The sequence below is a fragment of the Acinetobacter sp. NIPH 817 genome, assembly GCF_000368405.1.
Classification (GTDB): Bacteria; Pseudomonadota; Gammaproteobacteria; order Pseudomonadales; family Moraxellaceae; genus Acinetobacter.
Genome location: NZ_KB849420.1, coordinates 3,219,014 through 3,245,141, shown reverse-complemented (window position 1 = coordinate 3,245,141; position 26,128 = coordinate 3,219,014). Strand labels below are relative to the sequence as shown.

26 protein-coding genes are annotated in these 26,128 nt (G+C 38.8%); 12 read left to right on the top strand and 14 right to left on the bottom strand.

Features of this window, described 5'->3' with window-relative positions:
• Positions 1–45: 45 nt before the first annotated feature.
• The 3 genes from recF to dnaA form a co-directional block, all read right to left on the bottom strand.
• Positions 46–1,128, bottom strand: coding sequence for a DNA replication/repair protein RecF (gene recF, locus F968_RS18870; RefSeq protein ID WP_004795572.1), 1,083 nt, complete (start codon positions 1,126–1,128; stop codon positions 46–48).
• Between the two features lie 14 nt (positions 1,129–1,142).
• On the bottom strand, positions 1,143–2,291 hold the full coding sequence (gene dnaN / locus F968_RS18865) for a DNA polymerase III subunit beta (protein ID WP_004795571.1): 1,149 nt from the start codon (positions 2,289–2,291) through the stop codon (positions 1,143–1,145).
• 97 nt (positions 2,292–2,388) lie between these two features.
• Positions 2,389–3,795 (bottom strand): chromosomal replication initiator protein DnaA, encoded by a 1,407-nt coding sequence (gene dnaA, locus F968_RS18860; RefSeq protein ID WP_004795570.1) that lies wholly within the window; start codon positions 3,793–3,795, stop codon positions 2,389–2,391.
• 681 nt (positions 3,796–4,476) lie between these two features.
• Between dnaA and rpmH the strand changes: the two genes are divergently transcribed.
• The 5 genes from rpmH (at position 4,477) to mnmE (ending at position 8,576) form a co-directional block, all read left to right on the top strand.
• Entirely contained in the window at positions 4,477–4,611 is a 135-nt protein-coding gene (gene rpmH, locus F968_RS18855) for a 50S ribosomal protein L34 (RefSeq protein WP_000831329.1), read from the top strand.
• 29 nt (positions 4,612–4,640) lie between these two features.
• Positions 4,641–5,033: a ribonuclease P protein component gene (gene rnpA / locus F968_RS18850; RefSeq protein ID WP_004795567.1), complete on the top strand. Its 393-nt coding sequence runs from the start codon at positions 4,641–4,643 to the stop codon at positions 5,031–5,033.
• A 10-nt stretch (positions 5,034–5,043) separates the two neighbouring features.
• The gene (gene yidD / locus F968_RS18845; protein WP_003656027.1) at positions 5,044–5,364 is read left to right on the top strand and encodes a membrane protein insertion efficiency factor YidD; all 321 of its coding nucleotides are present in this window, start codon (positions 5,044–5,046) and stop codon (positions 5,362–5,364) included.
• 5 nt (positions 5,365–5,369) lie between these two features.
• On the top strand, positions 5,370–7,130 hold the full coding sequence (yidC, locus tag F968_RS18840) for a membrane protein insertase YidC (RefSeq protein WP_004795565.1): 1,761 nt from the start codon (positions 5,370–5,372) through the stop codon (positions 7,128–7,130).
• Positions 7,131–7,220: 90 nt separating this feature from the next.
• Positions 7,221–8,576, top strand: coding sequence for a tRNA uridine-5-carboxymethylaminomethyl(34) synthesis GTPase MnmE (gene mnmE / locus F968_RS18835; protein WP_004795564.1), 1,356 nt, complete (start codon positions 7,221–7,223; stop codon positions 8,574–8,576).
• Between the two features lie 48 nt (positions 8,577–8,624).
• Here mnmE and F968_RS18830 read toward each other — a convergent pair whose 3' ends face one another.
• A complete protein-coding gene (locus tag F968_RS18830; RefSeq protein ID WP_004795563.1) occupies positions 8,625–8,888 on the bottom strand; it encodes a metal/formaldehyde-sensitive transcriptional repressor in 264 nt (87 codons plus the stop codon).
• A 57-nt stretch (positions 8,889–8,945) separates the two neighbouring features.
• Between F968_RS18830 and dmeF the strand changes: the two genes are divergently transcribed.
• The gene (gene dmeF, locus F968_RS18825) at positions 8,946–9,905 is read left to right on the top strand and encodes a CDF family Co(II)/Ni(II) efflux transporter DmeF (protein ID WP_004795562.1); all 960 of its coding nucleotides are present in this window, start codon (positions 8,946–8,948) and stop codon (positions 9,903–9,905) included.
• Positions 9,906–10,000: 95 nt separating this feature from the next.
• A complete protein-coding gene (locus F968_RS18820) occupies positions 10,001–10,699 on the top strand; it encodes a DsbC family protein (RefSeq protein WP_004795561.1) in 699 nt (232 codons plus the stop codon).
• Between the two features lie 52 nt (positions 10,700–10,751).
• On the opposite strand, the gene F968_RS18815 is transcribed toward F968_RS18820, so the two are convergent.
• From F968_RS18815 to F968_RS18780, 8 genes are all read right to left on the bottom strand, one after another.
• Positions 10,752–11,003: a GlsB/YeaQ/YmgE family stress response membrane protein gene (locus F968_RS18815; RefSeq protein WP_000269732.1), complete on the bottom strand. Its 252-nt coding sequence runs from the start codon at positions 11,001–11,003 to the stop codon at positions 10,752–10,754.
• 171 nt (positions 11,004–11,174) lie between these two features.
• Positions 11,175–11,702: a hypoxanthine phosphoribosyltransferase gene (hpt, locus tag F968_RS18810; protein WP_004795560.1), complete on the bottom strand. Its 528-nt coding sequence runs from the start codon at positions 11,700–11,702 to the stop codon at positions 11,175–11,177.
• Positions 11,703–11,915: 213 nt separating this feature from the next.
• Positions 11,916–13,241 carry a guanine deaminase gene (guaD, locus tag F968_RS18805; protein WP_004795559.1) on the bottom strand — a complete coding sequence of 442 codons (1,326 nt, stop codon included), beginning with the start codon at positions 13,239–13,241 and terminating at the stop codon, positions 11,916–11,918.
• Positions 13,242–13,297: 56 nt separating this feature from the next.
• A complete protein-coding gene (locus F968_RS18800; RefSeq protein ID WP_004795558.1) occupies positions 13,298–14,353 on the bottom strand; it encodes an aromatic ring-hydroxylating oxygenase subunit alpha in 1,056 nt (351 codons plus the stop codon).
• Between the two features lie 293 nt (positions 14,354–14,646).
• Positions 14,647–15,807, bottom strand: coding sequence for a glutathionylspermidine synthase family protein (locus tag F968_RS18795; RefSeq protein WP_004795557.1), 1,161 nt, complete (start codon positions 15,805–15,807; stop codon positions 14,647–14,649).
• Positions 15,808–15,828: 21 nt separating this feature from the next.
• Positions 15,829–16,194 (bottom strand): hypothetical protein, encoded by a 366-nt coding sequence (locus F968_RS18790; protein ID WP_004795556.1) that lies wholly within the window; start codon positions 16,192–16,194, stop codon positions 15,829–15,831.
• Positions 16,195–16,383: 189 nt separating this feature from the next.
• Positions 16,384–17,340, bottom strand: coding sequence for a TerC family protein (locus F968_RS18785; protein WP_004795555.1), 957 nt, complete (start codon positions 17,338–17,340; stop codon positions 16,384–16,386).
• A 317-nt stretch (positions 17,341–17,657) separates the two neighbouring features.
• A complete protein-coding gene (locus F968_RS18780) occupies positions 17,658–18,254 on the bottom strand; it encodes a phosphatase PAP2 family protein (RefSeq protein ID WP_004795554.1) in 597 nt (198 codons plus the stop codon).
• A 135-nt stretch (positions 18,255–18,389) separates the two neighbouring features.
• Between F968_RS18780 and F968_RS18775 the strand changes: the two genes are divergently transcribed.
• Complete coding sequence (locus F968_RS18775) at positions 18,390–19,640, top strand: low temperature requirement protein A (RefSeq protein ID WP_004795553.1); 1,251 nt, start codon at positions 18,390–18,392, stop codon at positions 19,638–19,640.
• A gap of 66 nt (positions 19,641–19,706) precedes the next feature.
• On the opposite strand, the gene mpl is transcribed toward F968_RS18775, so the two are convergent.
• Positions 19,707–21,080 (bottom strand): UDP-N-acetylmuramate:L-alanyl-gamma-D-glutamyl-meso-diaminopimelate ligase, encoded by a 1,374-nt coding sequence (mpl, locus tag F968_RS18770; protein WP_004795552.1) that lies wholly within the window; start codon positions 21,078–21,080, stop codon positions 19,707–19,709.
• A 241-nt stretch (positions 21,081–21,321) separates the two neighbouring features.
• Between mpl and F968_RS18765 the strand changes: the two genes are divergently transcribed.
• The 4 genes from F968_RS18765 (at position 21,322) to F968_RS18750 (ending at position 25,608) form a co-directional block, all read left to right on the top strand.
• The gene (locus F968_RS18765; RefSeq protein ID WP_081399724.1) at positions 21,322–21,684 is read left to right on the top strand and encodes a DMT family protein; all 363 of its coding nucleotides are present in this window, start codon (positions 21,322–21,324) and stop codon (positions 21,682–21,684) included.
• A 281-nt stretch (positions 21,685–21,965) separates the two neighbouring features.
• The gene (purE, locus tag F968_RS18760; protein ID WP_002115451.1) at positions 21,966–22,481 is read left to right on the top strand and encodes a 5-(carboxyamino)imidazole ribonucleotide mutase; all 516 of its coding nucleotides are present in this window, start codon (positions 21,966–21,968) and stop codon (positions 22,479–22,481) included.
• Between the two features lie 9 nt (positions 22,482–22,490).
• Entirely contained in the window at positions 22,491–23,612 is a 1,122-nt protein-coding gene (locus F968_RS18755) for a 5-(carboxyamino)imidazole ribonucleotide synthase (protein WP_004795549.1), read from the top strand.
• 703 nt (positions 23,613–24,315) lie between these two features.
• On the top strand, positions 24,316–25,608 hold the full coding sequence (locus tag F968_RS18750; protein ID WP_004795547.1) for a lytic murein transglycosylase: 1,293 nt from the start codon (positions 24,316–24,318) through the stop codon (positions 25,606–25,608).
• A 62-nt stretch (positions 25,609–25,670) separates the two neighbouring features.
• Here the strand turns inward: F968_RS18750 and F968_RS18745 are convergent, their stop codons facing one another.
• Positions 25,671–26,045: a hypothetical protein gene (locus F968_RS18745; RefSeq protein WP_003656007.1), complete on the bottom strand. Its 375-nt coding sequence runs from the start codon at positions 26,043–26,045 to the stop codon at positions 25,671–25,673.
• Between the last annotated feature and the right edge of the window lie 83 nt (positions 26,046–26,128).

Sequence of the window (26,128 nt, the reverse complement as noted above, 5' to 3'; positions counted from 1 at the left end):
CCCTAGCAAATATAGGTTTATTCAAAGATGGTTAACATCAAAAAATTATGGTGAAGCAAGACTAACTTGACCGGATTCAACATTGAATAATTGATATGAAATAGACAGATCATGTAAGTGTTTTTTTACCGATGCATGATCTAAAGTTGTCATAAAAACCTGGCTACCAAGTTGGCTTAATCGTTCAATTAAACGTTGTTGTGCGGTTAAGTCTAATTCTGCTGTCAGATCATCTAATAATACCACAGTTTCCTTATTACTCGCATGTAACATTGCAATTTGTGACAGTTTTAAAGCAATAATCAGCAGTTTTTTCTGACCTCTTGATAAAACCACATCAGCGTGTCCAAACGGGGTTTTTAAGCGCAAATCTGCACGATGCGGACCATATTCGGTATACCGTCTTTCGATATCTTTTTGGTGTTGATTTAGCAGGTCTTGCATGAGCCCCTGCTCTGTATGAAAACCTGGACTGTATTCCAGTTCAATTTCAAGATCAGGGAGTAATTGGCTCAAATCATTTTGAAAAAACACATTCCATTGTTCCACAATACCCAAGCGCTGAGAGTGCAAAATTTCACCATAATCACTCAGCATTTTGTTCCAAGGCTCTAAATCAACCAACGACAAATTTCTTCGGGTTTTAAGTAACGTATTTCGCTGTTTTAATGCACGCGAATAATATTGCCACGCAAAATAAAACTCAGGTTCCACGTGGAACATCAGCCAATCTAAAAGTTGGCGTCGTGGTTTTGCACCATGGTCAATAATGTCGGTACTTTGTGGATCGAGGTGCTGTAAAGGAAGTAATTTAGCAAGTTGGCCTTGGGTAGCTACGGTATCGCCATTGACCTTCATCAACTGCTCACCAGATGCTAACTTTTGCATGCCAATTTTTTCAGTACTAGACTGGGCAAAGACAATCGCATCTTCGGCAGCATACTGAATATAATTTTTAGGAATATGAGTGCGGAACGATCGCCCAGTTGCAAGCAAATGAATTGCTTCCAGAATTGAGGTTTTCCCTGAACCATTAGCGCCATAAAATATATTAAACGGTTGCAACCCTTGGAGTGCAACCGTTTTTAAATTACGCACACGTTCAATGTTTAAGCGCGTAAGATGCATATTAGATAGCCAGATTATACACGCATCGGCATAACTACATAAGTTTGATCAGTATGTGCTGGGTCTTGAACCAAAACAGACTGATTCGCTTCACTCATACTCATATTTACGTCATCGCCATCAAGTACACCTAATACTTCAAGTAAATATTGCGCATTAAATGACATTTCAAGCGGTACGTTTTGATATTGGATAGCTAAATCTTCAATCGCCTCATCTTGCTCAGGGTTATTAGCACGAAGCTGTAAAGAATCTTGATTAAAATTCAAGAAAACACCACGCAATTTTTCATTACTCAAAATTGCCACACGTTGCAATGATTGCTTAAATACATCATGGCTAATTAATACATGTTTATCGCCACCACGTGGAATTACACGACGATAATCAGGGAATTTTCCATCAATCAATTTTGTTGTAAAACGAACAGTAATATCACCATGCTCTTTGTCACGACTTGGCGTATTGATGGTTACATTTAACAACTCACGACCAATCAACAATGTTAATTGTTCATCTTCAATACTCAGTAAACGCTGTAATTCACCAACAGCTTTACGAGGTACAATGGCCTGAACCAATTGAGATGATGTAGAAGAAGCCGTTATTTCGCAAAGTGCTAAACGGTGTCCATCTGTTGTTACTGCACGTAATTGATTTTCATCAATTTCCAATAAAGTACCTGTTAAATAGAAACGTACATCTTGCACAGCCATCGCAAAAGCAGTTTTTTCAAATAAACGCTTTAACTCACGTTGAGTTACCTGTACTTGAGTACCTTGACTATTTTCAGTCGTCAATAATGGATAATCTTCTGCTGGTAAAGTTCCTAATACGAAACGGCTATTACCAGATTTTAAGATACATCTTTGATCTTCAGTAATTTGTAAATCAATTAATGCAGCTGTAGGCAATGATTTACAAATTTCCATTAATTTACGCGCAGGGACTGTGGTTTCCCCTGCTTCAAGGCATGCCCCTTCTGTTAAAACAGTGCTCGCAACCAGTTCGACCTCTAGATCGGAACCAGTAATGGTGAGCGCCTGAGCATTAGTCTGAATTTTGACGTTTGAAAGAATATTCAATGTATGACGACGTTCTACCGCACCGACAACATGCGATAAAACATTGAGTAAACTTTCTTTAGCGATTTTCAAACGCACGATTCATTCCTCTAGCAACTTGGAGCAAATATTTCATTTTTTAGCTGTGTACTATGCTGCACTTACGTAGACTTTGCAACAAGGTCTTATTATTTCATTAACTCTGAAGTAGACGCAGTAGATTTTTATAATCTTCGTCAAAAATTGGATCTTCTCCGCGCAGACTGGTTACTTTTTCACAAGCATGCATCACAGTACTGTGGTCGCGTCCACCAAAAGCCATTCCAATTTCTGGAAAACTATCACCGGTCAATTCACGAGCAAGTCCCATTGCTAACTGACGTGGTCGAGCATAAATTCGCGTACGTTTAGGCCCTACTAATTCTTTTAATGGGATACGGAAATACTCACTCACGACGCGCTGAATATTTTCTACACTAATTGTTCGTGCACGGATAGCCAACACATCTTTCAAAGACTCACGCACAACATCAAGATCGATTGGCGCACCTTTAAAACGAGAAATTGCAACGACTTTATTAAGTGCTCCTTCAAGTTCACGTACGTTAGCAACGACTTGTTGTGCAATAAATAGTGCACAATTTCGAGGTAAATCAACGCCACTATTTTCGGCTTTCTTTAATAAAATTTCGATACGAGTTTCAATATCGGGTGGTTCAACACCTACTGAAAGTCCCCAAGAAAAACGGGAAACTAAACGTGGATCTAACTCTGTTAATTCTTTTGGATAACGATCTGATGTTAAAATAATTTGTTTAGATTCATCAAGTAAAGCATTAAATGTATAGAAGAACTCAACTAGACTCGCCTCTTTACCTGCTAAGAGATGAATATCATCGACCAACAATAAATCCAAAGAACGACAGTTCTTCTTAAATTCTTCTACTTTGCCTTTTTGTAAAGAACTCACAAAATCCTGAACAAAACTCTCAGAAGTCATATACATCACACGAGCATTTGGTTTGGCTTGTAATAAAGCATTACCAACTGCTTGCATTAAGTGTGTCTTACCTAATCCTGTAGGACCGTATAAAAACAAAGGGTTATGCTGTGAAGCACCTAATTGAGTTAATACTTTTCTACATGTTTCAGCAGCCATCTGGTTCGAACGGCCTTCAACAAATAAAGAAAAAGTAAACTGAGGATTCAGTAGTTTCTTTTTTGATGTTTTCGGATTGACGACACTATTCGCATGAGGACTAGAAACAGACTCAGGCTCTTTTTTTACTTTAATACTTTGTGGTGGTGCAGTTTGCAAAGCAGATGTAGTGGTTGCTGGTTGTTCGCTCGATGACAAAATACTCCCAGGACGAGAATCAACTAAAATCTCAACCTGACGTACACGTCCTTCTGACAACTGCTCAGCCAATATAGAAATTAATTCTAAATGATTCTCTTGAATGTAACGCGTCCAATAAGGGTTAGGAGCATAGAGACGTAGTATCCCTTCTACTTCTTCAGCAACTAATGGGCGAATCCACATCGCAAAGACGTTATCAGAGAGCTCTTGTCGCAAGCGAGTTAAGCAGTCTGTCCAAAGCATGTGTATCCCCTATTTTTGCGTTTTTAAATTCAAACAATCTAAAGATTCACCCTTCCATATGAGAAGGGGTCGCCATTCTAACCAAGTTATCCACATCTGTCATGACGAATTCGAGTGATTTTGTCTAAAAAGAAAACTCTTGTGAATAAATTTAAATTCAAAATCACTTGTGTATAACTTTTTGCACAACCTGTGGATAAATTATCACACAAACTTATCCACAATCCATAAATATAATAAAAACAGAGTTATCAACAACCCAAATACATGTTTTTTAAATTTAAAAGTACGAAATCCACAGAAAAAACCGCTCCTAATAAGAATAAATATAAATTTTAAAATTTGAATTTATTTAATAGGGGTGTGATCTTTTGTGGATAACTACAAAATATGAATTTAAATTCAAATGCAGCAAATCAAAGCCAAGATGATATCTTGTTTTGTTGATAAATATGTATATAAGGTATGTATATAATAAAAGTTCTAATAAAAATAGACAATTACTTTGTGTATAACTTTAAAAACTATATATTGCACTGAATTATGACAATCATAAAAAGAAGTAGAGAGATTAAAAATTTGGGATAAATACAAAACTTTCTTGGTTTTTCATTGACAGAGTAAACATTGCACAATAAAATCGCGGACCTTTATAGAAAGATCATTTTTGGGAGTTTCGATATGAAACGTACTTTCCAGCCATCTGAATTAAAGCGTAAACGCGTTCATGGTTTCCGTGCTCGTATGGCAACTAAAGCTGGTCGTCAAGTATTAGCTCGTCGTCGTGCAAAAGGTCGTCATAGCTTAACTGTTTAATACTGTTACGCTGACCAGACTTGGGTGTGATGACACTTTACAATTTTAGCACAGATGTGCGAATACGCTGTGCTGCAGATTATAAAAGTGTATTCGATGGTGCGCTTTTTAAAGTGCATCAACCCCATTTTTTATTTCTTGCAAAATTAACCGAACAGCCTAATAGCCGTTTGGGTATTGTTGTTGCTAAGAAAAAAGTGCGCCGTGCGCATGAAAGAAATCGAATAAAACGTCTTGCTCGTGAGAGCTTTCGTCTACATCAGCCGAATTTTGGATCAGATATAGATATTGTGGTAATGCCGAAAGTCGGTATAGAAGCGATTACGAATGCTGAGCTATATCAACAATTAGATTTTGCTTGGCAAAAATTACAACGCTTAGCAAAAAAACATTCTAAAGTTGGCACAACCTCGCAGAATTAAGAGATAGCCAATGGTTCGTTTTCTACGTTGGTTGATTCGACTGTATCAAATTGCGATTAGTCCGCTTCTTGGACCCCGTTGTCGTTATATCCCGACCTGTTCCCAATATGCGATAGAAGCATTGCAAACTCATGGTGCAATCAAAGGCGTTTGGTTATCTTCTAAACGAATTTGTCGTTGTCATCCGTGGGGTGGATCTGGATATGATCCGGTACCGCCAAAAGCAATTCGTTTTATTTCGTTTCATCAAATAGATTCTCAAACGCATCATGTTGCTGTACCCTTTCGTGATCGTTTACTGAAGCAAAATCTCTCTAACCATTTGGGGTAATAGATATGCAACAATGGGCCAGGTTTGCAATTCTCGGGGCCATGTTTGTCACCGCATATTTGCTCATTTTGGCTTGGCAAAAAGATTATGGAAATGCTGCAACTGCACCGCAAAAACAAGCGGCGGCTGTAAGTTCACATGAAGTATCTGCTGATTTGCCAAATGCTAAAAATGCAACAGTGGCTTCCGATGTGCCACAAGCAAATATTGCGCAGTCACAAACCACAGATGCAACTGCACCTGTGAATCAACAGCTTATTTCAGTACAAACTGACCTTTACCATATTTGGATCAATCCAAAAGGTGGTGATATTGTTCGTATTGAATTACTCTCACACGACAAAAGCAAAGACAGCGATCAGCCATTTGTTATGCTTGAAAATGATGCCAAGCGTACATATGTTGCTCAATCTGGCTTAATTGGTTTGAATGGACCAGATAGCAGTCGTGGTGGTCGTCCATTATATGCGGTTGAAAAAACATCATATACTTTGGCTGATGCTAAGGGTGTACAAGATCAAAAGGGTCAATCTGAAAAAGTTTTAAACGTTCCGATGGTATTTAAAACACCTGAAGGCGTTGAAATTATTAAAACTTTCACCTTTACCCAAGGGCAATATCCAATTGTTGTAAGACATCAAGTGATTAACCGTAGCCAACAAAGCTGGCAAGGTCAGATGTTTGGACAATTAAAGCGTGATAACTCTGATGATCCTGGTAAATCTTCTCAAGGTATTTTCACTCTAGGAACTTTCTTAGGTGGAGCTTGGGGAACACCTGATTCACACTACAATAAGCTTAAGTTTGCTAATTTCTCAGAAGAAAAAGTAAATACTGAAGCGAAAGGTGGATGGGTTGCGATTGTTCAGCATTATTTTGTAAGTGCTTGGATTCCTGGGAATCTTAAACTGACTCAAGCGAATGGTCAGCCTTATGTAGCTAAACTTGAATCTCGTCAATCTGCTGATCATATGAATATCATTGGTTTTACCTCACCAGTGATTAATGTTCCGGCAGGCACTTCAATGGAAGTGGACGCAAAACTTTATTCAGGTCCGAAAGTACAATCTGAATTAAAAGATTTAGCGGTTGGCTTGAATCAGACTGTTGATTATGGCTGGTTATGGCCGATTGCCAAGTTATTGTTCTTAGGTCTTCAATTCTTCCATAGCATTGTGGGCAACTGGGGATGGTCAATCATCTTACTTACCGTGATGGTGAAGATGATTTTGTGGCCTTTATCTTCAAAAAGTTATCGTTCTATGGCGAAAATGCGTGTGATTGCACCAGAAATGCAACGCATGAAGGAAGAGTTCGGTGAAGACCGTATGCGCTTCTCGCAAGAAATGATGGCTTTATACAAACGTGAACAAGTGAATCCACTTTCAGGTTGTTTACCATTGTTGCTACAAATGCCAATTTTCCTTGCCTTGTATTGGGTACTCATGGAAAGTGTGGAATTACGTCATGCACCGTGGTTAGGCTGGATTCAAGATTTGTCAGCAATGGATCCTTGGTTCATATTGCCGTTAATCATGGGTGCTACCATGTTTGCACAGCAAATGTTGAACCCGCAACCCGCTGATCCTATGCAGGCAAAAGTGTTCCGCATTATGCCGATTATGTTCACGGTATTTATGTTGTTCTTCCCAGCAGGTCTCGTGCTGTACTGGATTGTGAACAACAGTATTACTATTTTACAGCAGTCGTTTATTAACAAGAGCGTTGAAAAAAGTCGTATAAATAAGACTGAATCAGCTTCTTAATCGTTGAACTTTTGCTGAATAAATCCGCTTAAGATGGTAATCTTAGGCGGATTTTTCTTTGGCTGGATTTTAGGTTTTTAGGTGAATAATATGCAAAGTCAAACCACGATTGCCGCAATTGCAACGCCACCAGGGCGTGGTGGTGTGGGGGTGATTCGCCTATCGGGACCTAAAGCTTATGAAATTGCTCAAAACCTGACACAGAAAAACTTGCCTGAAGCACGTATGGCAGGTTTTCGTAAGTTTTATGATGCTGATGGCAGCATTATGGATGAAGGGATTGTTCTATGCTTTCCCAATCCTCACTCGTTTACAGGTGAAGATGTTGTAGAGCTACAAGGTCACGGTGGTCCAGTCATCCAAAATGCCTTGCTGGGACGTCTATTTGAGCTGGGTGCAATTGCTGCAAAAGCTGGTGAATTCTCCATGCGCGCTTTTGAGAATGGCAAAATGGACTTGGTACAAGCAGAAGCGATTGCCGACTTGATTGATGCGACTTCACAAGCTGCAGCACGTTCTGCTGTTCGCTCTTTACAAGGCGCGTTTTCAACAAAAATTAATACGGTTTTAGAAAAACTGATCCATTTACGCTTGCATGTTGAAGCTGCAATTGATTTTCCTGAAGAAGAAATTGATTTCTTGGCAGACGGTAAGATTCTAGCTTTACTTGAAGATGTTCAGCAGTCAGTCCATGCTGTTCAAACATCTGCACGACAAGGTCAATTACTACGTGAAGGTTTACAAGTCGTGATTGCGGGTAAACCAAATGCAGGTAAATCTAGCTTGTTGAATGCGCTAGCTGGCGTTGAACGCGCAATTGTCACCGATATTGCTGGTACAACTCGCGATGTTTTACATGAAAAAATTAGCTTAAATGGCCTACCAATTACCTTAACAGACACAGCTGGTCTACGTGAAACAGGTGACATTGTTGAAAAAGAAGGGATTCGCAGAGCAATTAAAGAAATTGAACAAGCTGATTTGTTATTGCTGGTTTATGATTTAAATCAAGGCGATGACCCATTAAAACTTGCTCAAGAATATTTTGCTGAATACATTGAACCGCGTCGCTTAATGTTAATTGGCAATAAATGCGATTTAACTGGTCAATTAGCTGAAATAACTGACCATCAAGGGTTCCGTCATATTACAGTTTCAGCAAAACAAGAGATGGGCGTACAAGGCCTCGTAAATGCGATTACAGCGCATGCAGGCTTTCACCCTGAGGAAGACACCTTTATTGCGAGAACACGTCATTTAGACGCAATGAAGCGCACACAGCTCTATCTTTCAGAAGCACATGAGCAACTTGTTGTGTTTAACGCAGGTGAACTCGTTGCTGAATCATTACGCCTTGCTCAAAATGCTTTAGGTGAAATTACCGGTGACTTTAGCGCCGATGACCTATTAGGCAAAATCTTTGGTTCGTTTTGTATTGGAAAATAATTAAAAAACTCTGAATGATGCACATGGCTGTGTCATTCAGATACCTCGTTAGCCGTATCTTTTTAGAACCTTTAAAAACTCATCTAACTCATTCTGATCAACTTGTGCTTCTTTGAGCACATGGTGATGTAAGTGTTGTTCCATTAATTCACTCATTAAACCGTTTATCGCACCTTTAATTGCAGCAACTTGTTGCAGTATTTCTATGCATGAAATATCAGGCTGTTCAACGGCATGCTCAATACTATTAATTTGCCCTTTTAGTCGTTTTACGCGATTAACTATTTTTTTATCCTGACCAATGTGACTCATCTGTGTTCTCTTGTATAATTCAATATACTGGTAGGGAGTATATTGGGTTTAAATTTTATGCAGGATCATAGTGTATCACGTCATCATCAACATCAGTTTGATGAAGGAAATCCACTTGCACAAAAACGTATTTTGATTGCAACGATTTTAACGGCATCCATGATGGTGTTAGAGATATTTGGTGGATGGTTTTTCAATTCAATGGCACTTCTCGCTGATGGTTGGCATATGAGTTCACATATGTTGGCACTCGGTTTAGCCTATTTTGCTTATCGTGCAGCTCGTCATTATTCCAAAGATCGTCGATTTAGTTTTGGAACTTGGAAAATCGAGATTTTAGCGGGTTATAGCAGTGCAATTTTGCTGATGGTTGTCGCCATTTTTATGGCTTTTCAGTCGATACAAAGGTTATTTAATCCAGTTGAGATTTTTTATAATGAAGCGATTCCCATTGCAATTTTAGGTTTGGTCATTAACTTGATTTGCGCATGGTTACTTCACGATGATGGGCACCATCACCATCACCATCACGAACATCACCATCACGAACATCACCACCATGATTTAAACCAAAAAGCTGCTTTTTTACATGTGGTTGCAGATGCTGTGACCTCGGTTTTTGCAATTATTGCGCTTTGTGCTGGCAAATATTTCGGATGGGATTTTTTAGATGCGCTTTTAGGGATTTTAGGTGCTATTTTGGTTGCAAAATGGTCTCTTGGGTTAATGAAAGAGACAGGAAAAACCCTTTTAGATGCAGAAATGGATCATCCTGTGGTTGAAGAAATTCGAGAAGTAATTGCTGAATTTCCTAAAAATATTGAAATTACGGATATTCATGTCTGGAAAGTCGCAAAAGGTAAGTTTTCTTGTATTTTAGCGCTCGAAACTGATGATATTTCTTTAACCGCAGATCAGATTCGTCAGGCTTTATCAATTCATGATGAAATTGTGCATATATCGGTAGAAATTAATATTCTAAAATCTGCTTATGTTCCACGTGAAACATTGGCATAAATGAGTGGCATTTTGGTTATAACTCGGTAATCAGTTCTGTTTTCAAAAGCTGAACTGATTAAAATGAGCTCCTCTCCTACCTATGAGTCGGTTTTATGCTTAAAAAATTAGGAATATTGGCGTTATTTAGCTTAACAGCAAGTGTGAGTTTCGCTAATGTAGATACTGTTAGGGAAAATATTAAAAAACAATATCCTAATTTGAAAATTAGCAATATTCAGAAAACCGAAATGCCTGGGCTATATAGCGCTAATCTCGATCAGCAAATCATTTATGTTGGCGAAGATGGGCAGCATATGTTTGTAGGCTCTATGATTCGTTTAAAAGATCAGAAAAACTTAACCAAAGATCTAGTGTTAGGACAGAACTCAATTGATTGGAAACAATTACCTTTAAAAGATGCCATTAAAACGGTTAAAGGTAATGGACAGCATGTTTTAGCAGTATTTTCTGATCCAAACTGCCCTTATTGCAAACAACTTGAACCTGAACTCGATAAGCTGAAAGATGTAACCATTTACACGTTCATCTATCCTTTAAAACCTCAGTCTATTGTTGTTTCTAGGCAGGTTTGGTGTGCGCCAAATCAATCCTATTCATGGAAAAAACTGATTCAACAAGGTGTTAAACCAACAGTGACAAACTGTGCTAATCCAATTGATCGTAATTTAGAGCTTGGAAAAAAACTAGGTTTTAATGGTACCCCTACCTTAATTTTTGCAAATGGATTTAAACTAGTAGGCGCTCGATCTGCCGAAGAAATTCAGGCAGTTTGGAAAGAATTAGGTCTATAAAATGAATTAAAAAAAAAGCACCATTTGGTGCTTTTTTATTGCCTAAAAGTCATTAACTTTTTCGTGCAATTAAATTGTAAATAAAGAGAATAATGACTGCACCAATTACAGATGCGATAAAGCCCGCAGCTGAATTTTCTCCATAAAGGCCAAGTAAACGTCCACCATAAGTGGCGAGAAGTGAACCTGCAATACCAATTAGGGTGGTTACGATGAAACCTGCTTTATCATCCCCTGGATGTAAGGCACGAGCGATTAAGCCAGCAAAGAAACCAACTACAATAGCGACAATGAGTGACCACATATTTGTTCTCCAGTTGTTTTTTTGATGAAGTTAATGATTTTGCTTCATATTCTATCGTGCGGCAGAGCTGTCTGTTTTGTCTGTAGCAGATTGCGACTTTTTGTGTCTTTTTTGTTCGAAGCTAAAGTTTTATATAAAAAAAAGCACCTCGCGGTGCTATTTTTTTGAAATTTATAAACCAATTTCGCCAATAAATGGTAAGTGGCGATATTTTTGATCGTAGTCTAATCCATAACCCACAATAAACTTGTCTTCAACTTCAAAACCTAAAAATTTCACTTCGAGATCAATTTCACGGCGAGATGGTTTACTCACTAACGTACACAATTGAATCGAATTTGGTTCGCGAGTTTGCAGCATTTCCATAACTTTGCTTAAGGTATTACCTGAGTCGATAATATCTTCAACGACCAGTACATCTTTACCGCGAATTTCACCATCAAGATCTTTTAAGATTTTAACATCTCGACTTGAAGTCGTACCGCCGCCGTAGCTAGAGACTGTCATAAAGTCGAGTTCATGCGGTTTGGTAATCGTTCGGCACAAGTCTGCCATGAAAATAACAGAACCACGCAGTAGCCCAATCAGGACTAACTCTTTGTCGCTATTTGCATAGTGAGCGTTAATTTGCTCGCCGAGCTCTTTGACTTTTGCTTGAATTTCTTCGGTTGAAATCATGATGCTCATTGCAACAGTCATGTCAGATTCCTACAAGATATAAAAGAAAAATAAAAAAGGTGTTGACCTGCAACACCTCTAAAATCTGAGTTAATGGTAAAATTTTAAAGCAAAATGATGTTTCATGCACCCTTTGATGGCTTTGAAATTTTATCATTTTGCAGATTATGGCGATCACGTTTTAACACAACCGCACATATTCCAAATAATAACAAAAACTTAAACACCCGATTTTTATTGGGCTGTTTCTTTTTGATAAGCAGGTTTTCCATAAATATAAGTCGCCTCAATATTACGGTCATCACCTAAAGTGAATAAAGCAAACAGCGAATCTTCAACAGATTTGGATTTAGACTGGCGCAGTTGCTGTAATGCGGTCGGCTTAAGATTCAATACAATAAAGTCTGCTTCTTTACCGACATTGAAGTTGCCTAACTGATCTTGTAAATCAAGCGCTTTTGCTCCACCTAAAGTTGCATGATAAAGCGCTTCATAGGCTGAAAGTTTATCACCTTGTAACTGCTGAACTTTATAGGCCTCGTTAACAGTTTGCAGTAAACTAAACGATGTCCCAGCGCCGATATCTGTACCTAAGCCCACTTTTACTTGTTTTTCCCATGTTTTTTTCAATGGGAATAAACCACTGCCTAAGAACAAGTTTGAAGTTGGGCAAAATGCGATAGCAGACTGCGTATCATGCATGCATTGCCATTCTTCATCTTCTAAGTGAACGCAATGCGCAAATACAGAACGCTTACCAGTCAGGCCATAATGTTGATAAACATCTAAATAGCCTGCTTGTTCAGGAAATAAAGATTTTACCCAAGCAATTTCATCTTTGTTTTCACTTAAATGCGTATGTACATAAACATCTGGAAATTCTTGCTTTAACTGCCCTGCTCTTTCTAATTGCTCAGGTGTAGAAGTCGGTGCAAAACGTGGCGTAATCGCATACAGAGCACGGCCCTTACCATGCCATTTTTCAATGAGTGCCTTGGTGTCACTGTAAGCCGTTTCTGGTGTGTCACAAAGCGCTTCAGGTGCATTACGGTCCATGAGTACCTTACCAGCGATTAAACGCATCTGAACGCGCTCTGCGGCTTCAAATAAGGCATCAACAGACTCAGGATGAACCGTACAGAAAACGAGGGCCGTGGTTGTACCGTGCTTTAAGAGTTCCTGAACAAAGAACTGGGCAATTTCATTTGCATATGCTTTGTCTTGAAACTGGATTTCAGTGGGAAAAGTATAGGTATTGAGCCAGCTTAAAAGTTGTTCGCCGTAAGCTCCCACCATTTCGGTTTGTGGAAAATGAATATGGGTATCAATAAAGCCAGGTACAATCAATTGTTCTGGGTAATGTTGAACCTCAACCCCAGCAGGAAGATGCGCTTGAGCGTCTTCCCATGCACCAAACCATGTGATTTTTCCATGTTCACTAATCAATACACCATCTTCTAAATAACGCACCTGATTTGGAATATCAGTTGGCTCAGAGACGGTTTGTAGGATATCTAAAAAACGACCACGCACAACGGTGGTATTTGCGATCAATGACATGGAAAGCCTTTATATTTTCACTTTTTTCGATTGATTGTACCCCACTTAGCCAATATTTAAACGGTATAACGTTTACTTAGTCCCCATTCAGCCAAAATCCGTCGATAAGTCGTTGATGAACGGTCTGCTTCAAAATGTGCTTCCATCATTAAATCAAGCGGTAGTTCTTCTGGCTTTTGTGATTCGACCATGTCTTGATCTTCGGCAAAAATTTGAGCATTAAATGCGTATACCTTTTCTAAATCACCTGTCTGATCAAAGTTACGGGTGAGTGGAACAAATAAACGGGTTCTATTGCTCGAAATAGGACAGCAGGCATTCAAGATTTTTAAGACCCCACCTTCTGGAAAATCGACTGTAAGCACGGCTGAAAAAGGTGGATAGACTTCAAAGGTGCGCTTCCATAAAAAGCCTTCTGGTTCGAGATGTTTTAGCTCATGCGGATAGTTACTGACATTGCTGATATAGACCGTTTTTAAGCCATATTCAGTACGTTCAGTGTGATATTTAGGGACGATGGGATTATCGCGATTTGCAAAGGCATTGTGATGTACCCACGCAAAATGAGCGACATCGATAAACCCTTCAAGTTGACGTCCGCTAGAACCACCAATATCGACGAAAGGCGGTAAAATTGATTGATGCTCTGCGTGGTCCCAAGTATCTAATATAGGAATATTAGCTTTAGCAATATCACGACCATGAATACTGGTCCAAATGAGACCATATCTTTGTACAACTGGAAATTTGGTCAGAGAAAAACGATCAGAAATTTTAGTTAGTTCGGGCTGAGCTGGTATTTGGGTACATTTCCCTTCGGTGTTATAGCGTAGACCATGATAAGGGCACACAATCTCCTCACCATCCACCCAACCTTTGGTTAAAGGAACACCGCGATGAGGACAAATGTCTCGGACCAGATGAATTTCACCACTTTCTGTTTTATAGAGTGCCATGTTGACGTCTAGTAGCGTGATGCGTTGAGGCGCGGTAGAGAGATCTTGAATACGGGCAACTGGATACCAATGACTTGATAAAATTTCCCAATCTTTTGCATCAAAACTGCTGTTACATGGCATGGCAAGTGGCGTTAAAGTTGGAATAGCATTCATAGCATCACTCCTTAAAAAAAATCAGGGCTCTCGCGAGCCCTTAAAATCTAGGCTTTTTTCTTTTTAGGAGATGCAAAGAGCTTGCCAATATTGATTTTTAATTAAAGAAATAAGAATAAAATTATTAAATTACATAAGATTAAGTTATTATTTTTTTGAATTTTTGTTCTAATTTAGCTTTAAAAACCAAAAATTATTATTCGCTATATATTTAAAATGCACTGATTGACTACGTGGAAGGCACAATAAAAAAGCACCTAAAAAGTGCTTTTTAAAATACCTCTGGGCATTTATTACTCGACAAAATAATGTGCTGCAAAGTGAGCATCATTACCGATAATGTCATAACAATCTTCACGAATAGACAGGCCTGCGCATTGATGTCCAACCATCCATAAACCGAGTGTAGGTAGTTGTCCTGAAAATAATGGGGTATCTACCCATTTTTGTACAACATATCCGTATTTGTCATAGTCATCAAAATGAAAGCTACCAGAAGCTGATCCTTGATCGTGACCATCTTGTAAAATTCGAATATTGGCCCCTTCCCTTGCCAAAATTGGCTTTTTCACCCATTTGCCAGACAAAATTTGTTGCGGGTCATAGGTATGGGTTTCGACCAATAATGGATGGTTTGGATAACGCTTCCAAAGCTCAACCAGAATCGCTTTATTTGAAAGTAACATTTTCCAGCAAGGTTCAATCCACTGTGTTTGTGGATGAATATATTGAGAAAATGCTTCTTCCCAGATCCATTCCCATGGGTAGAGCTTAAATATGTTTTGAATGGGGTGATTATGAAGATCGACAAAATCTTGCCCGTTCCAACCTATGTTTTCCATAGAAAGTTCGGAAACCTGTAGATGAGCTTGATAAGCGGTATCCATCAAATACTCTAAATTGCCCCAGTCTTCCCTTCCAGCCTCCTGACAGGCAGCAAAATGCACATGGCTACCACGCGGTAAAATTGTCTTCCAGCGTTTAATCAGGTCTTCATGAATACTATTGAACTGGTCTCGATTTGTAATGCCTGAGACTTGTTCTATCCACAGCCACTGTGCGACAGAGGCTTCGAGTAAGCCAGTCGGCGTGTCGGCATTATATTCCAGCATTTTGATATTTCGCCCATCGTAAGCGAAATCAAAGCGACCATAGAGCATGGGAGCATTTTGTTTCCACGAATGTTCAATATGGTTTATGGCGACTTCAGGAATTTGAAAATAAGCAGGATAGTCGCCCCGTTGAATGAGGTCTCCTACTACCGATAAACACATCTGATGCAGCTCATTTGCTGCATCTTCAAGTTGTTCAATCTGCTTAAGCGTAAATTCATAAGCAATCCCTTCAGACCAGTAAATTGAGCCATCGAGAGAAGGTAAATTAAAATAATCAAAACCAATATTTTGATGCTCCACTTGCCAGTCTGGTCGTGGAGTAAATATTTTTCTTTTCATATTAAGTGAATGCCTGAGAATTTAGCCGCCGAAAGAGAAGCCGCTACGACCAAAACCCCCACGAATTGGGGATGAAGAAGATGCGCTTTTTGCCGTACTTGAAATAATGGGATGACCTACACTCAAATTGCTGTAAGGATGTAAGGTATTTCCGTGAAAAGAAACTTCCCGATTATTTCGATAATACGCAGGTCCTAAATAGCGGCTACCGACATAACTAGAACCATGTCCACTTGAGCTATTTTCTTGTTTACATGTTTCATTATTCCAGTCGCGAGCACAGTCATATTGGTTGTTATATACGTCTTGTACTAAAGGACCATCATTATGGCTACATGCCGTGAGTAATAAAGGGACCACTACAAGATTAATTTTTTTAGAACGCATGAGACTCCACACATTTTAATAAGTATGTTCGGCATAAAAAAACCGAATCGCTGTTATCTATTATGTTTCTGATTAGGAAAGATAAATTTTAGGTTGGCATATGATATTAATCTGCTTTTTTAAAGTACAGCCTATTTTAAAGATTTAAATGACAAGGCATCTCACGTGTAGATGCCTTGTTGTGATGAATTAAGACTGCAATTGCTTTTTGTTGTATCGTAAAGAGAGATAAGCAGTAATTGCTAACACGATTACGATAAAGCTTAACGAGATCCAGATTGGCATGTGGAATACATCAAGCAACAACATTTTCGCGCCAATGAACAATAAGATGATGCCTAAACCATACGGTAAGTAATGCAATTTAGAAGCAGCGCCAGCAAGTAAAAAGAACATTGCGCGTAAACCTAAAATTGCCATTAAGTTTGCTGTTAAAACAATAAACGGATCGCTAGTAACCGCAAAAATAGCAGGAATAGAATCTACCGCGAAAATGACATCTGAAGCTTCAACCAAAATCAACACTAGAAATAACGGCGTTGCCCACAATAAACCATTTTGACGCACAAAGAATTTGTCACCATCAAGCTGTGGGGTAATACGCATATGGTTACGTAGCCATTTTAGGGCTTTGATATCTTCAATATTGGTTTCTTCTTCTTGGCCTTTTAAGAATTTGAAGCCTGTATATACCAAGAATGCACCAAAGATATAAAGCACCCATGAAAACTCTTGAACAAACCATGCGCCAATAAAGATAAACAGAGTACGTAATACGATTGCGCCTAATACGCCATAGAGTAAAATTTTACGTTGTAGTGCAGCTGGAATAGCAAACGCTGCGAAAATCATTAACCAGACGAAAACGTTGTCAATTGCGAGGGACTTTTCAAGTAGGTAACCTGCAAAGTATTCCATGATTTTTTGGTTTGCTAAGGTCACCCCAACTGTTTGTTGTAGGTAAAGCCATAAACCACCACCAAATAAGACCGCGACGCTTACCCACGCCACGCTCCAGTAAGCAGCTTGCTTAATTGAGACATCCTGACCTTGCTTTTGCTTAAAGCCTAAAAAGTCCACTAAAAGCATGACAATGACAATGCCAAAGAATGCTATGTACAGCCATAGATTGCCGATTGTTTCCATAAATCCTCCTCACATCCGGCAATTGGGCATAAAAAAACCTCGACCAGTTGCCAGATGAATTAAACATCTGTATCAACATGATCAAGGTCTTGCCTACATCATGAATTTCACGATGCTCAGATACCGACTTTTTAATAAAAGTGTATTGACGATATCTGACACATAACATTGCTGTTATGTTTGGAGGAGGCTACTCCCCTTGTCAAACTAAATTCTGTATTGGATAAAACCTATCCAATTTCACATAGAATGGCAGATTTTTTTGTATTACGCAACTGAACTTAATGTCGTGGTTTTAATGCAAAAAAATCTCTAGGTTATTTAATCAAACCACGGTCTAAAAGCGGTTTACATATAATTTGGTATAGGTGAATAAAGAATGCCGTTAAAGGCGTACCATAAATATTCCAGAAGTAATAACCCGCTACATTGACCAGTAGTGCGACAATAAAAGCACCCAACATGTCTAAAGGGAAATGCACACCTAAATAAACACGTGACCACGCCACTACAAATGACAAAAATAGCAGAATAATTCCAATCATTTTGCGCTGAGCAAACAAATAAGACAGGGCGATGGTGCTAAAAATTAGCATATGATTACTTGGAAAAGATGCAGTTGGCGCATGCTCAATAAACGTGGTGCCAACACCCATGACAAACGGTCTGGAGTGATGGTAAAACAGAGAGATAACGTAACCTACTAAAAGCGATATGCAGGTTAAAAAGACAGACTTAATGACTCTATTTTTTAAATCTTGATCACCATAGAACCATAAAAATGTAAGGATGAATAAAAGAATATAGAGGAGATCATTAGCAAAAAAGATAGCAAGACGAATGATAAATTGACTCGCATCCTGAGCCCCATTAATCACATGGAATAAGCTAAGGTTGAGTGTTTCTAAAGACATTCATATTCCAAACAAGAACAAAAACGTGGGCTATGATAAAGAATTAAGCCTATTGTCTTGATAAAGAATTGTCACAAAAATGAAATATAGTTTGTTTGTGAGTAAAGATTAAACAGCAGATCTATATATTTTTTAATGCGTGTTCTGGGCGTTAATATTAAAGTGTTAACGTGTTGGCACTTTATTCGAGAACGTTATTTCATGACTACTCAAGAAAAACAGAAAAAATTAAGTTTGAGGCCCCTATCTCCAAGAGATCCAAAACAACCACATAGAGCAGCGACTCCCCTCGAATTATTGTTCGATTTAATTTTTGTGGTCGCGATTGCAACAGCAGGTCAGCAGTTACATCACGCAATTATTGAAAATCACCTCTGGCATGCATTACCAAGCTACCTGATGGTATTTTTTGCGTTGTGGTGGGCATGGATGAATTTTTCGTGGTTCGCCTCAGCTTACGATAATGATGATGCATTGTATCGATGCCTTACCTTTGTTCAGATTGTGGGGTCATTAGTGATGGCCGCAGGTATTCCTGATGTATTCCATAGTCAGGACTTTGACATCATTATTGTCGGCTATGTGATTATGCGCTTAGCGCTGGTTACCCAGTGGCTGAGAGCCGCAAAACATGACCCTGAACGACGAATTACGGCTTATCGCTATGCAATAGGCATTGTATTAGTTCAGGTAGGTTGGCTCGTTGCTAATTTCGCGCACATACTTTCTATCCCCGTTTTTTTATTTTTAGTAGTGATGGAGCTATTTATTCCCATCTATGCAGAGAAATATTCTCCAACGCCGTGGCATCCTCATCATATTGTAGAGCGCTATGCCCTACTCACAATTATTGTGTTGGGTGAATCGATTGTCGGTAGTTTTAATGCAATACGTGATGCCTTAGCCGCTCAGTCAATGAATATCCCTGCTGTATTCTTGATGGTTGGTGGATTAATGCTGATGTTTGCCATGTGGTGGGCTTATTTTGACCGTAGCGAACAACACCATCATGTTAAAGGTGTACGCCCTTTTGTTTGGGGATACGGTCATTATTTTGTTTTTGTCAGTATTGCTGCGGTAGGTGCGGCGCTTGCTGCTGCCGTAGATGTCACAACCCATCATGCGCATATTTCTGATTTATATATGGGAATAGTCGTTGCGTTTAGTGTGGTGCTCTATACCACCTGTATTTGGATACTTTACGAGTTCCAATGTTTATCTGGAATCACGAAATGGTTTTACCCGATCACAGCCCTGATTATTTTATGTATTCCGTTTATTTGTAATAACGTGGGATATAGCATTTTTGCGATGGGCGTTGTCTATAGTTTACGTTTAATCGTTTCTAATAAATTTTTGGATAATATAGAACCAGAAAAGGTTTAAAACAGAAAAATAAAAAATGGGTTTCAATTTGAAACCCGTTTTTTATTGAATCATCTAAAGCGAAAGTTAAGCAGCTTTCGCTTTTAATGCGCTCATGAGTTTTTGATGTAAGCCACCAAAGCCACCGTTAGACATAATCACAACAGCATCGCCCTCACCTGCTTCATTGACAATACGCTCAATAATTTCATCAAGAGAGCGGCTCACTTGAGCATGGTTAGAAGCAGCTTCAATCACGGGCTGTAAATCCCAATCTAAACCTTCTGGCTGATACCAGATGACTTCATCTGCTAAGCGTGCTGAATGTGCTAAGCCATCTTTATGACTGCCCATACGCATTGTATTTGAACGTGGTTCAATAATGGCCCATAAACGGCGTTCACCTAAGCGTTTACGTGCGCCATCTAAAGTGGTGTCAATTGCTGTTGGGTGGTGAGCAAAGTCATCATAGACCTCAATACCATTGACTGTACCAAGTAACTCCATACGACGTTTTACGCCGCCAAAATTAGACAAAGCTTCACAAGCCGTTTCAAGTGCAACACCTACATGTTGAGCGGCTGCAATCGTTGCCAAAGCATTCGCTACGCTATGTTGCCCTGTCATGGTCCATTTAACTTCGCCAATGACATTGCCATTTTCGAGTACTTTAAAATGGCTGCCATCAATTGAGATTAATTCAGCAGATAAAGCAGCTTTTTCATTCGCTTCTAGACTGGTACGAATTACTGGTGTCCAGCAACCCATTTCAAGCACTTCATCAATATGAGTTTCAGTAATTGGCGCAATAATGCGGCCTTCACTTGGAATGGTACGAACAAGATGATGGAATTGCTTTTGAATCGCTGCTAGGTCATCAAAAATATCGGCATGGTCAAATTCAAGGTTGTTTAAAATCGCCGTTTTTGGGTGATAGTGAACAAACTTAGAACGTTTATCAAAGAAAGCAGAGTCATATTCATCGGCTTCAACACAGAAGTATTTGCCACCACCTAAACGAGCACTTTCACTAAAGCCAAGTGGAACACCACCAATTAAAAAGCCCGGATTTAAACCAGCCTGATCAAGTACCCAAGCCAACATAGTCGTTGTGGTTGTTTTTCCGTGAGTACCCGCTACACCAAGCACGTGTTTACCCTGTAAAACATGATCAGCAAGGAACTGAGGACCAGAAATATATGGCAAACCTTCGTTAAGCATATATTCCACTGCATCAATACCACGTTTCATGGCATTTCCGACAATAACCAAGTCCGGATGAGGCTGTAAATGACTACGATCGTAGCCTTGCATGAGTGTAATGCCTGCGTTTTCTAACTGGGTAGACATTGGTGGGTAAACATTTAAATCGGAACCAGTTACCTTATGTCCTAAATCACGAGCTAAAAGTGCTAAAGAGCCCATAAAAGTGCCACAAATACCCAAGATATGCAGATGCATTGCTCGCCTTCTCCACTGCTTTTGTACACACCATTAATATGAATTGCTGGGTGTGCATTATTGATAAATTTGCCAGCAACGATAGCAAGGCTAAACTTGAAAAGATAGTCAAAAATCGTTGTTGTTCTATGTGTTTGAGGCCCTAATAAAACTACAGCTTTATTTTTTTGATTTAAGCTGAATTACAGTTTTATCTTTTATAATATTTTTGATCCATATCAATTCTTAAATCATCGTGATGATGAAGGATGTGCCTTTGAGCCCAACGGTTTTAGCTTTTGCTTTCTTAATTATCTCTAATTGCTTTATGACGCTCGCATGGTACGGGCATCTCAAATTTTTACACCATGCTCCCATTTGGCAAGCAATCCTATTCGGTTGGATTATTGCCTTACTTGAATACAGTTTTATGATTCCTGCTACTCGTATATTGAGTGCACAAGGTTGGTTACTCGGTGAAATGAAGATCACTCAGGAAGTGGTCACACTGGTTGTGTTTGTACCATTTATGATTTTCTTGTTTAAACAGCCATTTAAACTCGATTATTTATGGGCGATGTTATGTCTATTTGGTTGTGTTTATTTCGTATTTAGAAGCCAATAAGTTGTAGTAGCTTGTAGAGAATCAATTATTTAATACAAGCTCTTACTCTTCCAGATCTTTAATGATCTTACAGGATGTTTAAATAATATGAATAAAATTGGAGAAAGTGTCACCGTTAAACCATGACAATTTTTTTATGGGAATAAAAATATTCGCAGAGCTGGTCAGTTAAATTTTCGTGAGATGAAAAATCAGTCTATAATAATGGGCTTCCGAACCATTTAAAACTTGGCTCTCGTCGAGATTTATCTTCTTTTACTTTTGTCTCTGGAACATTAGCAATGAATGCGGCCGCAGCACAAGACGCTCAACCTCTCGTTGGAATTATTATGGGTTCTCAATCTGATTGGGCAACTCTCGAAAACACAGCCAATATGCTTAAACAGCTTGGTGTCCCATTTGAAGCGGAAGTGGTATCTGCTCATCGTACTCCAGATCGTTTATTTGAATATGCAGAAACTGCGCGTGATCGTGGTATTCAAGTGATTATTGCTGGTGCAGGTGGTGCAGCGCATTTACCTGGAATGTGTGCCGCAAAAACTGATTTACCAGTTTTGGGTGTGCCAGTTAAATCATCAATTTTAAATGGCGTAGATTCTTTGCTTTCAATCGTACAAATGCCAGCTGGTATTGCAGTGGGTACTTTAGCAATTGGTCCAGCTGGTGCGACGAATGCTGCAATCATGGCGGCACAAATCTTAGGTTTAACTCGTCCTGAAATCGCAAAAAATGTTGCTGATTTCCGCGCTGCGCAAACTGATAAAGTTGCAAGCAAAAATATTCCGGGTCAGGTGTAAGAGGCTGAGATGGATAAAACTATCGGTATTTTTGGTGGTGGGCAACTGGGCCGAATGATGGCTCAAGCAGCGTTACCATTAAATATTCAGTGTACTTTTTTTGAAGCAAATACAGATTGTCCTGCAGGTGTTTTAGGTCAAGTCTTTTCTAGCCAAGATGAGCAAGGCTTAAAGCAGTTTATTGAAAGTGCTGATGTTTTTAGTCTTGAGTTTGAAAATACGCCTGTTGAAGATGTGGATGTTTTAACACAAACCAAAGCATTGCACCCTCCTCGTGTTGCTTTAGCAACTGCGCAAAATCGTTTGTCAGAAAAAGCGTTGTTTGATGAGCTTACTATTCCTGTTGCGCCGTATCGTGCTGTAGATAGTCTAGAAAGCTTGAAAAAGGCTGTTGCTGAGCTTGGTTTGCCGATTGTACTTAAGACTGCAACTGGCGGATATGACGGTAAAGGTCAGTTTGTACTTCGTTCAGAAGACCAGATTGATACTGCTTGGGCTGAACTTGGGCCTGCAAAAAGTCTAGTTGCCGAAAGCTTTGTTAAATTCTCTCGTGAAGTTTCAATTATTGCGGTGCGCGGCCAAAATGGTGAAGTAAAAACTTGGCCACTGGCTGAAAATCACCATCATAATGGCATTTTATCGCATTCAATTGTTCCTGCACCGAATAGCGAAGCCTTGCAACCTGTGGCTCAAGACTACATTACTCGTTTGTTGAATCATCTCAACTATGTAGGTGTGTTAACTCTAGAGCTATTTGTGACAGAACAAGGCTTATGTGCAAATGAGATGGCACCGCGTGTGCATAACTCAGGTCACTGGTCAATTGAAGGCGCTGTTTGTTCTCAGTTTGAAAACCATATTCGAGCTGTTGCAGGACTACCATTGGGTTCAACAGACGTTGTTCGCCCAACGGTTATGATCAATATTATTGGTCAACATCCTAAAACTGAAGATGTTTTGGCACTAAATGGCGCTCATTTGCACCTTTATAATAAGTCTGAACGTGCTGGCCGTAAGTTAGGCCATATCACTTTAATGCCTGTGGATAGTAATGAATTGACGAATTTATGCCGTCAATTAGCAGAAATTTTGCCAGAACCACTCGCTTTAACAGCAGATATGACCCTCTAAAGCATTTCTAATTCTAAAAAAAGCGATCTTCGGATCGCTTTTTTTATCTTTTTAAATTTAAAAAATAATAAATCCTGAGTAATTTCTTGTTTGTGGATAACTTTTTATAGGAATTTTTGAATTTAAATATTGATGGTATTTTTAAATTTAAAAAGTGAAGCTTAGTTGTTTTGAATTTAAAGTTAGTTATCCACAAGAGAGCTTGATTTGTAGCTGATGATAGAGCTCATGTTTTTTGAATTTAAAACTAGTGGTATTTGCTGAAGTGTTTTAAATTTAAAATAACGCGGTAAGTTTGAATTTAAATTATTGCGTGATTTTTGAATTTAAAAATATAGATTGTTTGGTTGATTGGATTTTTCGTGTCATCAAGAATAATGAAATATAGAATGGAATCAATAAATAGTGCTGTTTTTGCTCGATTGTGGATAAGTTTATCCACAGAAACGCCTGAGTTATAGTTTAAATTTAAAGTAAGACTTTTGAATTTAAACTATGCGCTATTGTTTTGAATTCAAAACTGGTGATGCAAATGAGGGGAAGTTTTAAATTCAAAATAAAGTGAGAAATTTGAATTTAAAACACTGGAAATGAATTTAAAGAAGAGATTATGAATTCAAATTTACGTTTTCTCTCTGAAATTTTAGACTCATAATGGTATGGTACTTAAAAATTTAAATTCAAAAATTGAAACTGGGATAATATGCGACGTTTTTCTTGTATTGTTGGCTCTGTATTTTTAGCAATGACTCAGGCTCAAGCAGAGCTCGTAATTAATGGTTCTACAATATCTAGCAATGCTACTGTTCCAGTAGTAACTAGCGAAGATTATACGCCTAATAATAATTTCCAAAGTTGTTTGGCAAATTTACGTTCTCAAGCAATTACTGCGGGAGTCTCGGGAACAACTTATGACCGTTATACTCAAAACTTAACTCCAGATTATTCAGTTATTGATAAATTAAACTATCAACCAGAATTTTCGACACCAATTTGGGATTATCTTTCTGGCTTAGTCGATGAAGAGCGTGTGGAGCTTGGAAAACAAAAACTAGCGCAATATCGCGATGTTTTAAATCGTGCTTCTCAAACTTACGGTGTGCCACCAGAAACAATCGTGGCAGTGTGGGGGGTAGAAAGTAATTTTGGTGATATTTCTGGAAAATATCCTTTATTACAAGCGCTCGGAACTTTAAGTTGTGAAGGTCGTCGACAAAGTTATTTCCGTACTGAATTTTTTGCCACCATGCGTATTTTACAGCGCGGTGACTTAACCGAAGATCAACTGAAAGGTTCATGGGCTGGGGCATTTGGTCATACACAATTTATGCCATCGACCTATGAGCGTTTAGCTGTTGATTTTGATGGAGATGGTCGTCGCGATTTAGTATCAAGTACTGCAGATGCATTGGCATCAACGGCTAATTTCTTAAATAAAGCTGGTTGGCAAACAGGAATGCCATGGGGTTTTGAGGTCAAAATTCCCCAAGGTATCTCAATTGATGGAGAAGGGCGACGCTCAAAGAAAGCTTTAAGTAGCTGGAGTGCACGAGGAGTAACTCGAATTGACGGCTCTCCACTTGTTCAAGGGGCTTTATCTAGCAGTACTTCGGCAGGTTTAATGGCACCAGCAGGTGTAAATGGCCCAGTATTTTTAGTATTTAAGAATTTTGATGCTATCTACAGTTATAACGCTGCGGAAAGTTATGGCCTTGCAATTGCCCATCTATCTGATCGTTTAAAAGGTGCTCGTCCTTTTGCAACATCTTGGCCAACTGATGATCCAGGAACTTCACGCGCGGAACGTCGTGAAATCCAACAGTTTTTGATTAATCGTGGCTATGATATTGGTGCAGTTGATGGTCTTATTGGGGATAAAACCCGTGTAGCTATTCGTCAGGAGCAAACTCGTTTAGGTTTAAATCCAACAGGTCGGGCAGGGCAACAAATCTTACGCGCATTTCGTCAAGAACAAGTCCAAAAAATGATGCAATAAACTGAAAATAATAAAAAGGTCTGCACATGCAGACCTTTTTTATAAGTACTTATATAAGATTGCTAATCTAATTTTACCGCTTCCAAAATATCAAAAATAACTGAAGTGACATCTTGGCTTAAATCTCGATCATTAAAGATTTCATACGCAGTAATCGTAACATCTGTATCACTTGGTAATTGCTTTTGTTCTTCTTCAATTAAATGTTCAATCGGTAACAGGGTCTGTTTCACTTCAAGATGTAGAATATCTTTATATTCGATATTTTCATCTTCAAGCTCGATTTCATGCTCATTGAAAAAGGGAATTAGAATAGAATGGAGGTATGGTTTAATTTCAATAATATCAAACAGTTCAATATCACGGGTTTGTTCAATTGTGCTGATATGATCATTTACTTCAATCAGGATATGATAGTAACTCATCTTGATCTCCATTCTATTTTAGTTAGCTCTTATGACCACAATAACATGACTTTGATATGAATTTCGATGTATCTACCTAGAAATAGATACATCAT

Excerpts from the sequence above, each read along its gene's own strand:
- recF (WP_004795572.1), bottom strand. The coding sequence starts at position 1,128 with ATGCATCTTACGCGCTTAAACATTGAACGTGTGCGTAATTTAAAAACG.
- dnaA (WP_004795570.1), bottom strand. The coding sequence starts at position 3,795 with ATGCTTTGGACAGACTGCTTAACTCGCTTGCGACAAGAGCTCTCTGAT.
- rpmH (WP_000831329.1), top strand. The coding sequence starts at position 4,477 with ATGAAACGTACTTTCCAGCCATCTGAATTAAAGCGTAAACGCGTTCAT.
- rnpA (WP_004795567.1), top strand. The coding sequence starts at position 4,641 with ATGACACTTTACAATTTTAGCACAGATGTGCGAATACGCTGTGCTGCA.
- yidD (WP_003656027.1), top strand. The coding sequence starts at position 5,044 with ATGGTTCGTTTTCTACGTTGGTTGATTCGACTGTATCAAATTGCGATT.
- yidC (WP_004795565.1), top strand. The coding sequence starts at position 5,370 with ATGCAACAATGGGCCAGGTTTGCAATTCTCGGGGCCATGTTTGTCACC.
- mnmE (WP_004795564.1), top strand. The coding sequence starts at position 7,221 with ATGCAAAGTCAAACCACGATTGCCGCAATTGCAACGCCACCAGGGCGT.
- F968_RS18830 (WP_004795563.1), bottom strand. The coding sequence starts at position 8,888 with ATGAGTCACATTGGTCAGGATAAAAAAATAGTTAATCGCGTAAAACGA.
- dmeF (WP_004795562.1), top strand. The coding sequence starts at position 8,946 with ATGCAGGATCATAGTGTATCACGTCATCATCAACATCAGTTTGATGAA.
- F968_RS18820 (WP_004795561.1), top strand. The coding sequence starts at position 10,001 with ATGCTTAAAAAATTAGGAATATTGGCGTTATTTAGCTTAACAGCAAGT.
- F968_RS18815 (WP_000269732.1), bottom strand. The coding sequence starts at position 11,003 with ATGTGGTCACTCATTGTCGCTATTGTAGTTGGTTTCTTTGCTGGCTTA.
- hpt (WP_004795560.1), bottom strand. The coding sequence starts at position 11,702 with ATGACTGTTGCAATGAGCATCATGATTTCAACCGAAGAAATTCAAGCA.
- guaD (WP_004795559.1), bottom strand. The coding sequence starts at position 13,241 with ATGTCATTGATCGCAAATACCACCGTTGTGCGTGGTCGTTTTTTAGAT.
- F968_RS18800 (WP_004795558.1), bottom strand. The coding sequence starts at position 14,353 with ATGAATGCTATTCCAACTTTAACGCCACTTGCCATGCCATGTAACAGC.
- F968_RS18795 (WP_004795557.1), bottom strand. The coding sequence starts at position 15,807 with ATGAAAAGAAAAATATTTACTCCACGACCAGACTGGCAAGTGGAGCAT.
- F968_RS18790 (WP_004795556.1), bottom strand. The coding sequence starts at position 16,194 with ATGCGTTCTAAAAAAATTAATCTTGTAGTGGTCCCTTTATTACTCACG.
- F968_RS18785 (WP_004795555.1), bottom strand. The coding sequence starts at position 17,340 with ATGGAAACAATCGGCAATCTATGGCTGTACATAGCATTCTTTGGCATT.
- F968_RS18780 (WP_004795554.1), bottom strand. The coding sequence starts at position 18,254 with ATGTCTTTAGAAACACTCAACCTTAGCTTATTCCATGTGATTAATGGG.
- F968_RS18775 (WP_004795553.1), top strand. The coding sequence starts at position 18,390 with ATGCGTGTTCTGGGCGTTAATATTAAAGTGTTAACGTGTTGGCACTTT.
- mpl (WP_004795552.1), bottom strand. The coding sequence starts at position 21,080 with ATGCATCTGCATATCTTGGGTATTTGTGGCACTTTTATGGGCTCTTTA.
- F968_RS18765 (WP_081399724.1), top strand. The coding sequence starts at position 21,322 with ATGAAGGATGTGCCTTTGAGCCCAACGGTTTTAGCTTTTGCTTTCTTA.
- purE (WP_002115451.1), top strand. The coding sequence starts at position 21,966 with ATGAATGCGGCCGCAGCACAAGACGCTCAACCTCTCGTTGGAATTATT.
- F968_RS18755 (WP_004795549.1), top strand. The coding sequence starts at position 22,491 with ATGGATAAAACTATCGGTATTTTTGGTGGTGGGCAACTGGGCCGAATG.
- F968_RS18750 (WP_004795547.1), top strand. The coding sequence starts at position 24,316 with ATGCGACGTTTTTCTTGTATTGTTGGCTCTGTATTTTTAGCAATGACT.
- F968_RS18745 (WP_003656007.1), bottom strand. The coding sequence starts at position 26,045 with ATGGAGATCAAGATGAGTTACTATCATATCCTGATTGAAGTAAATGAT.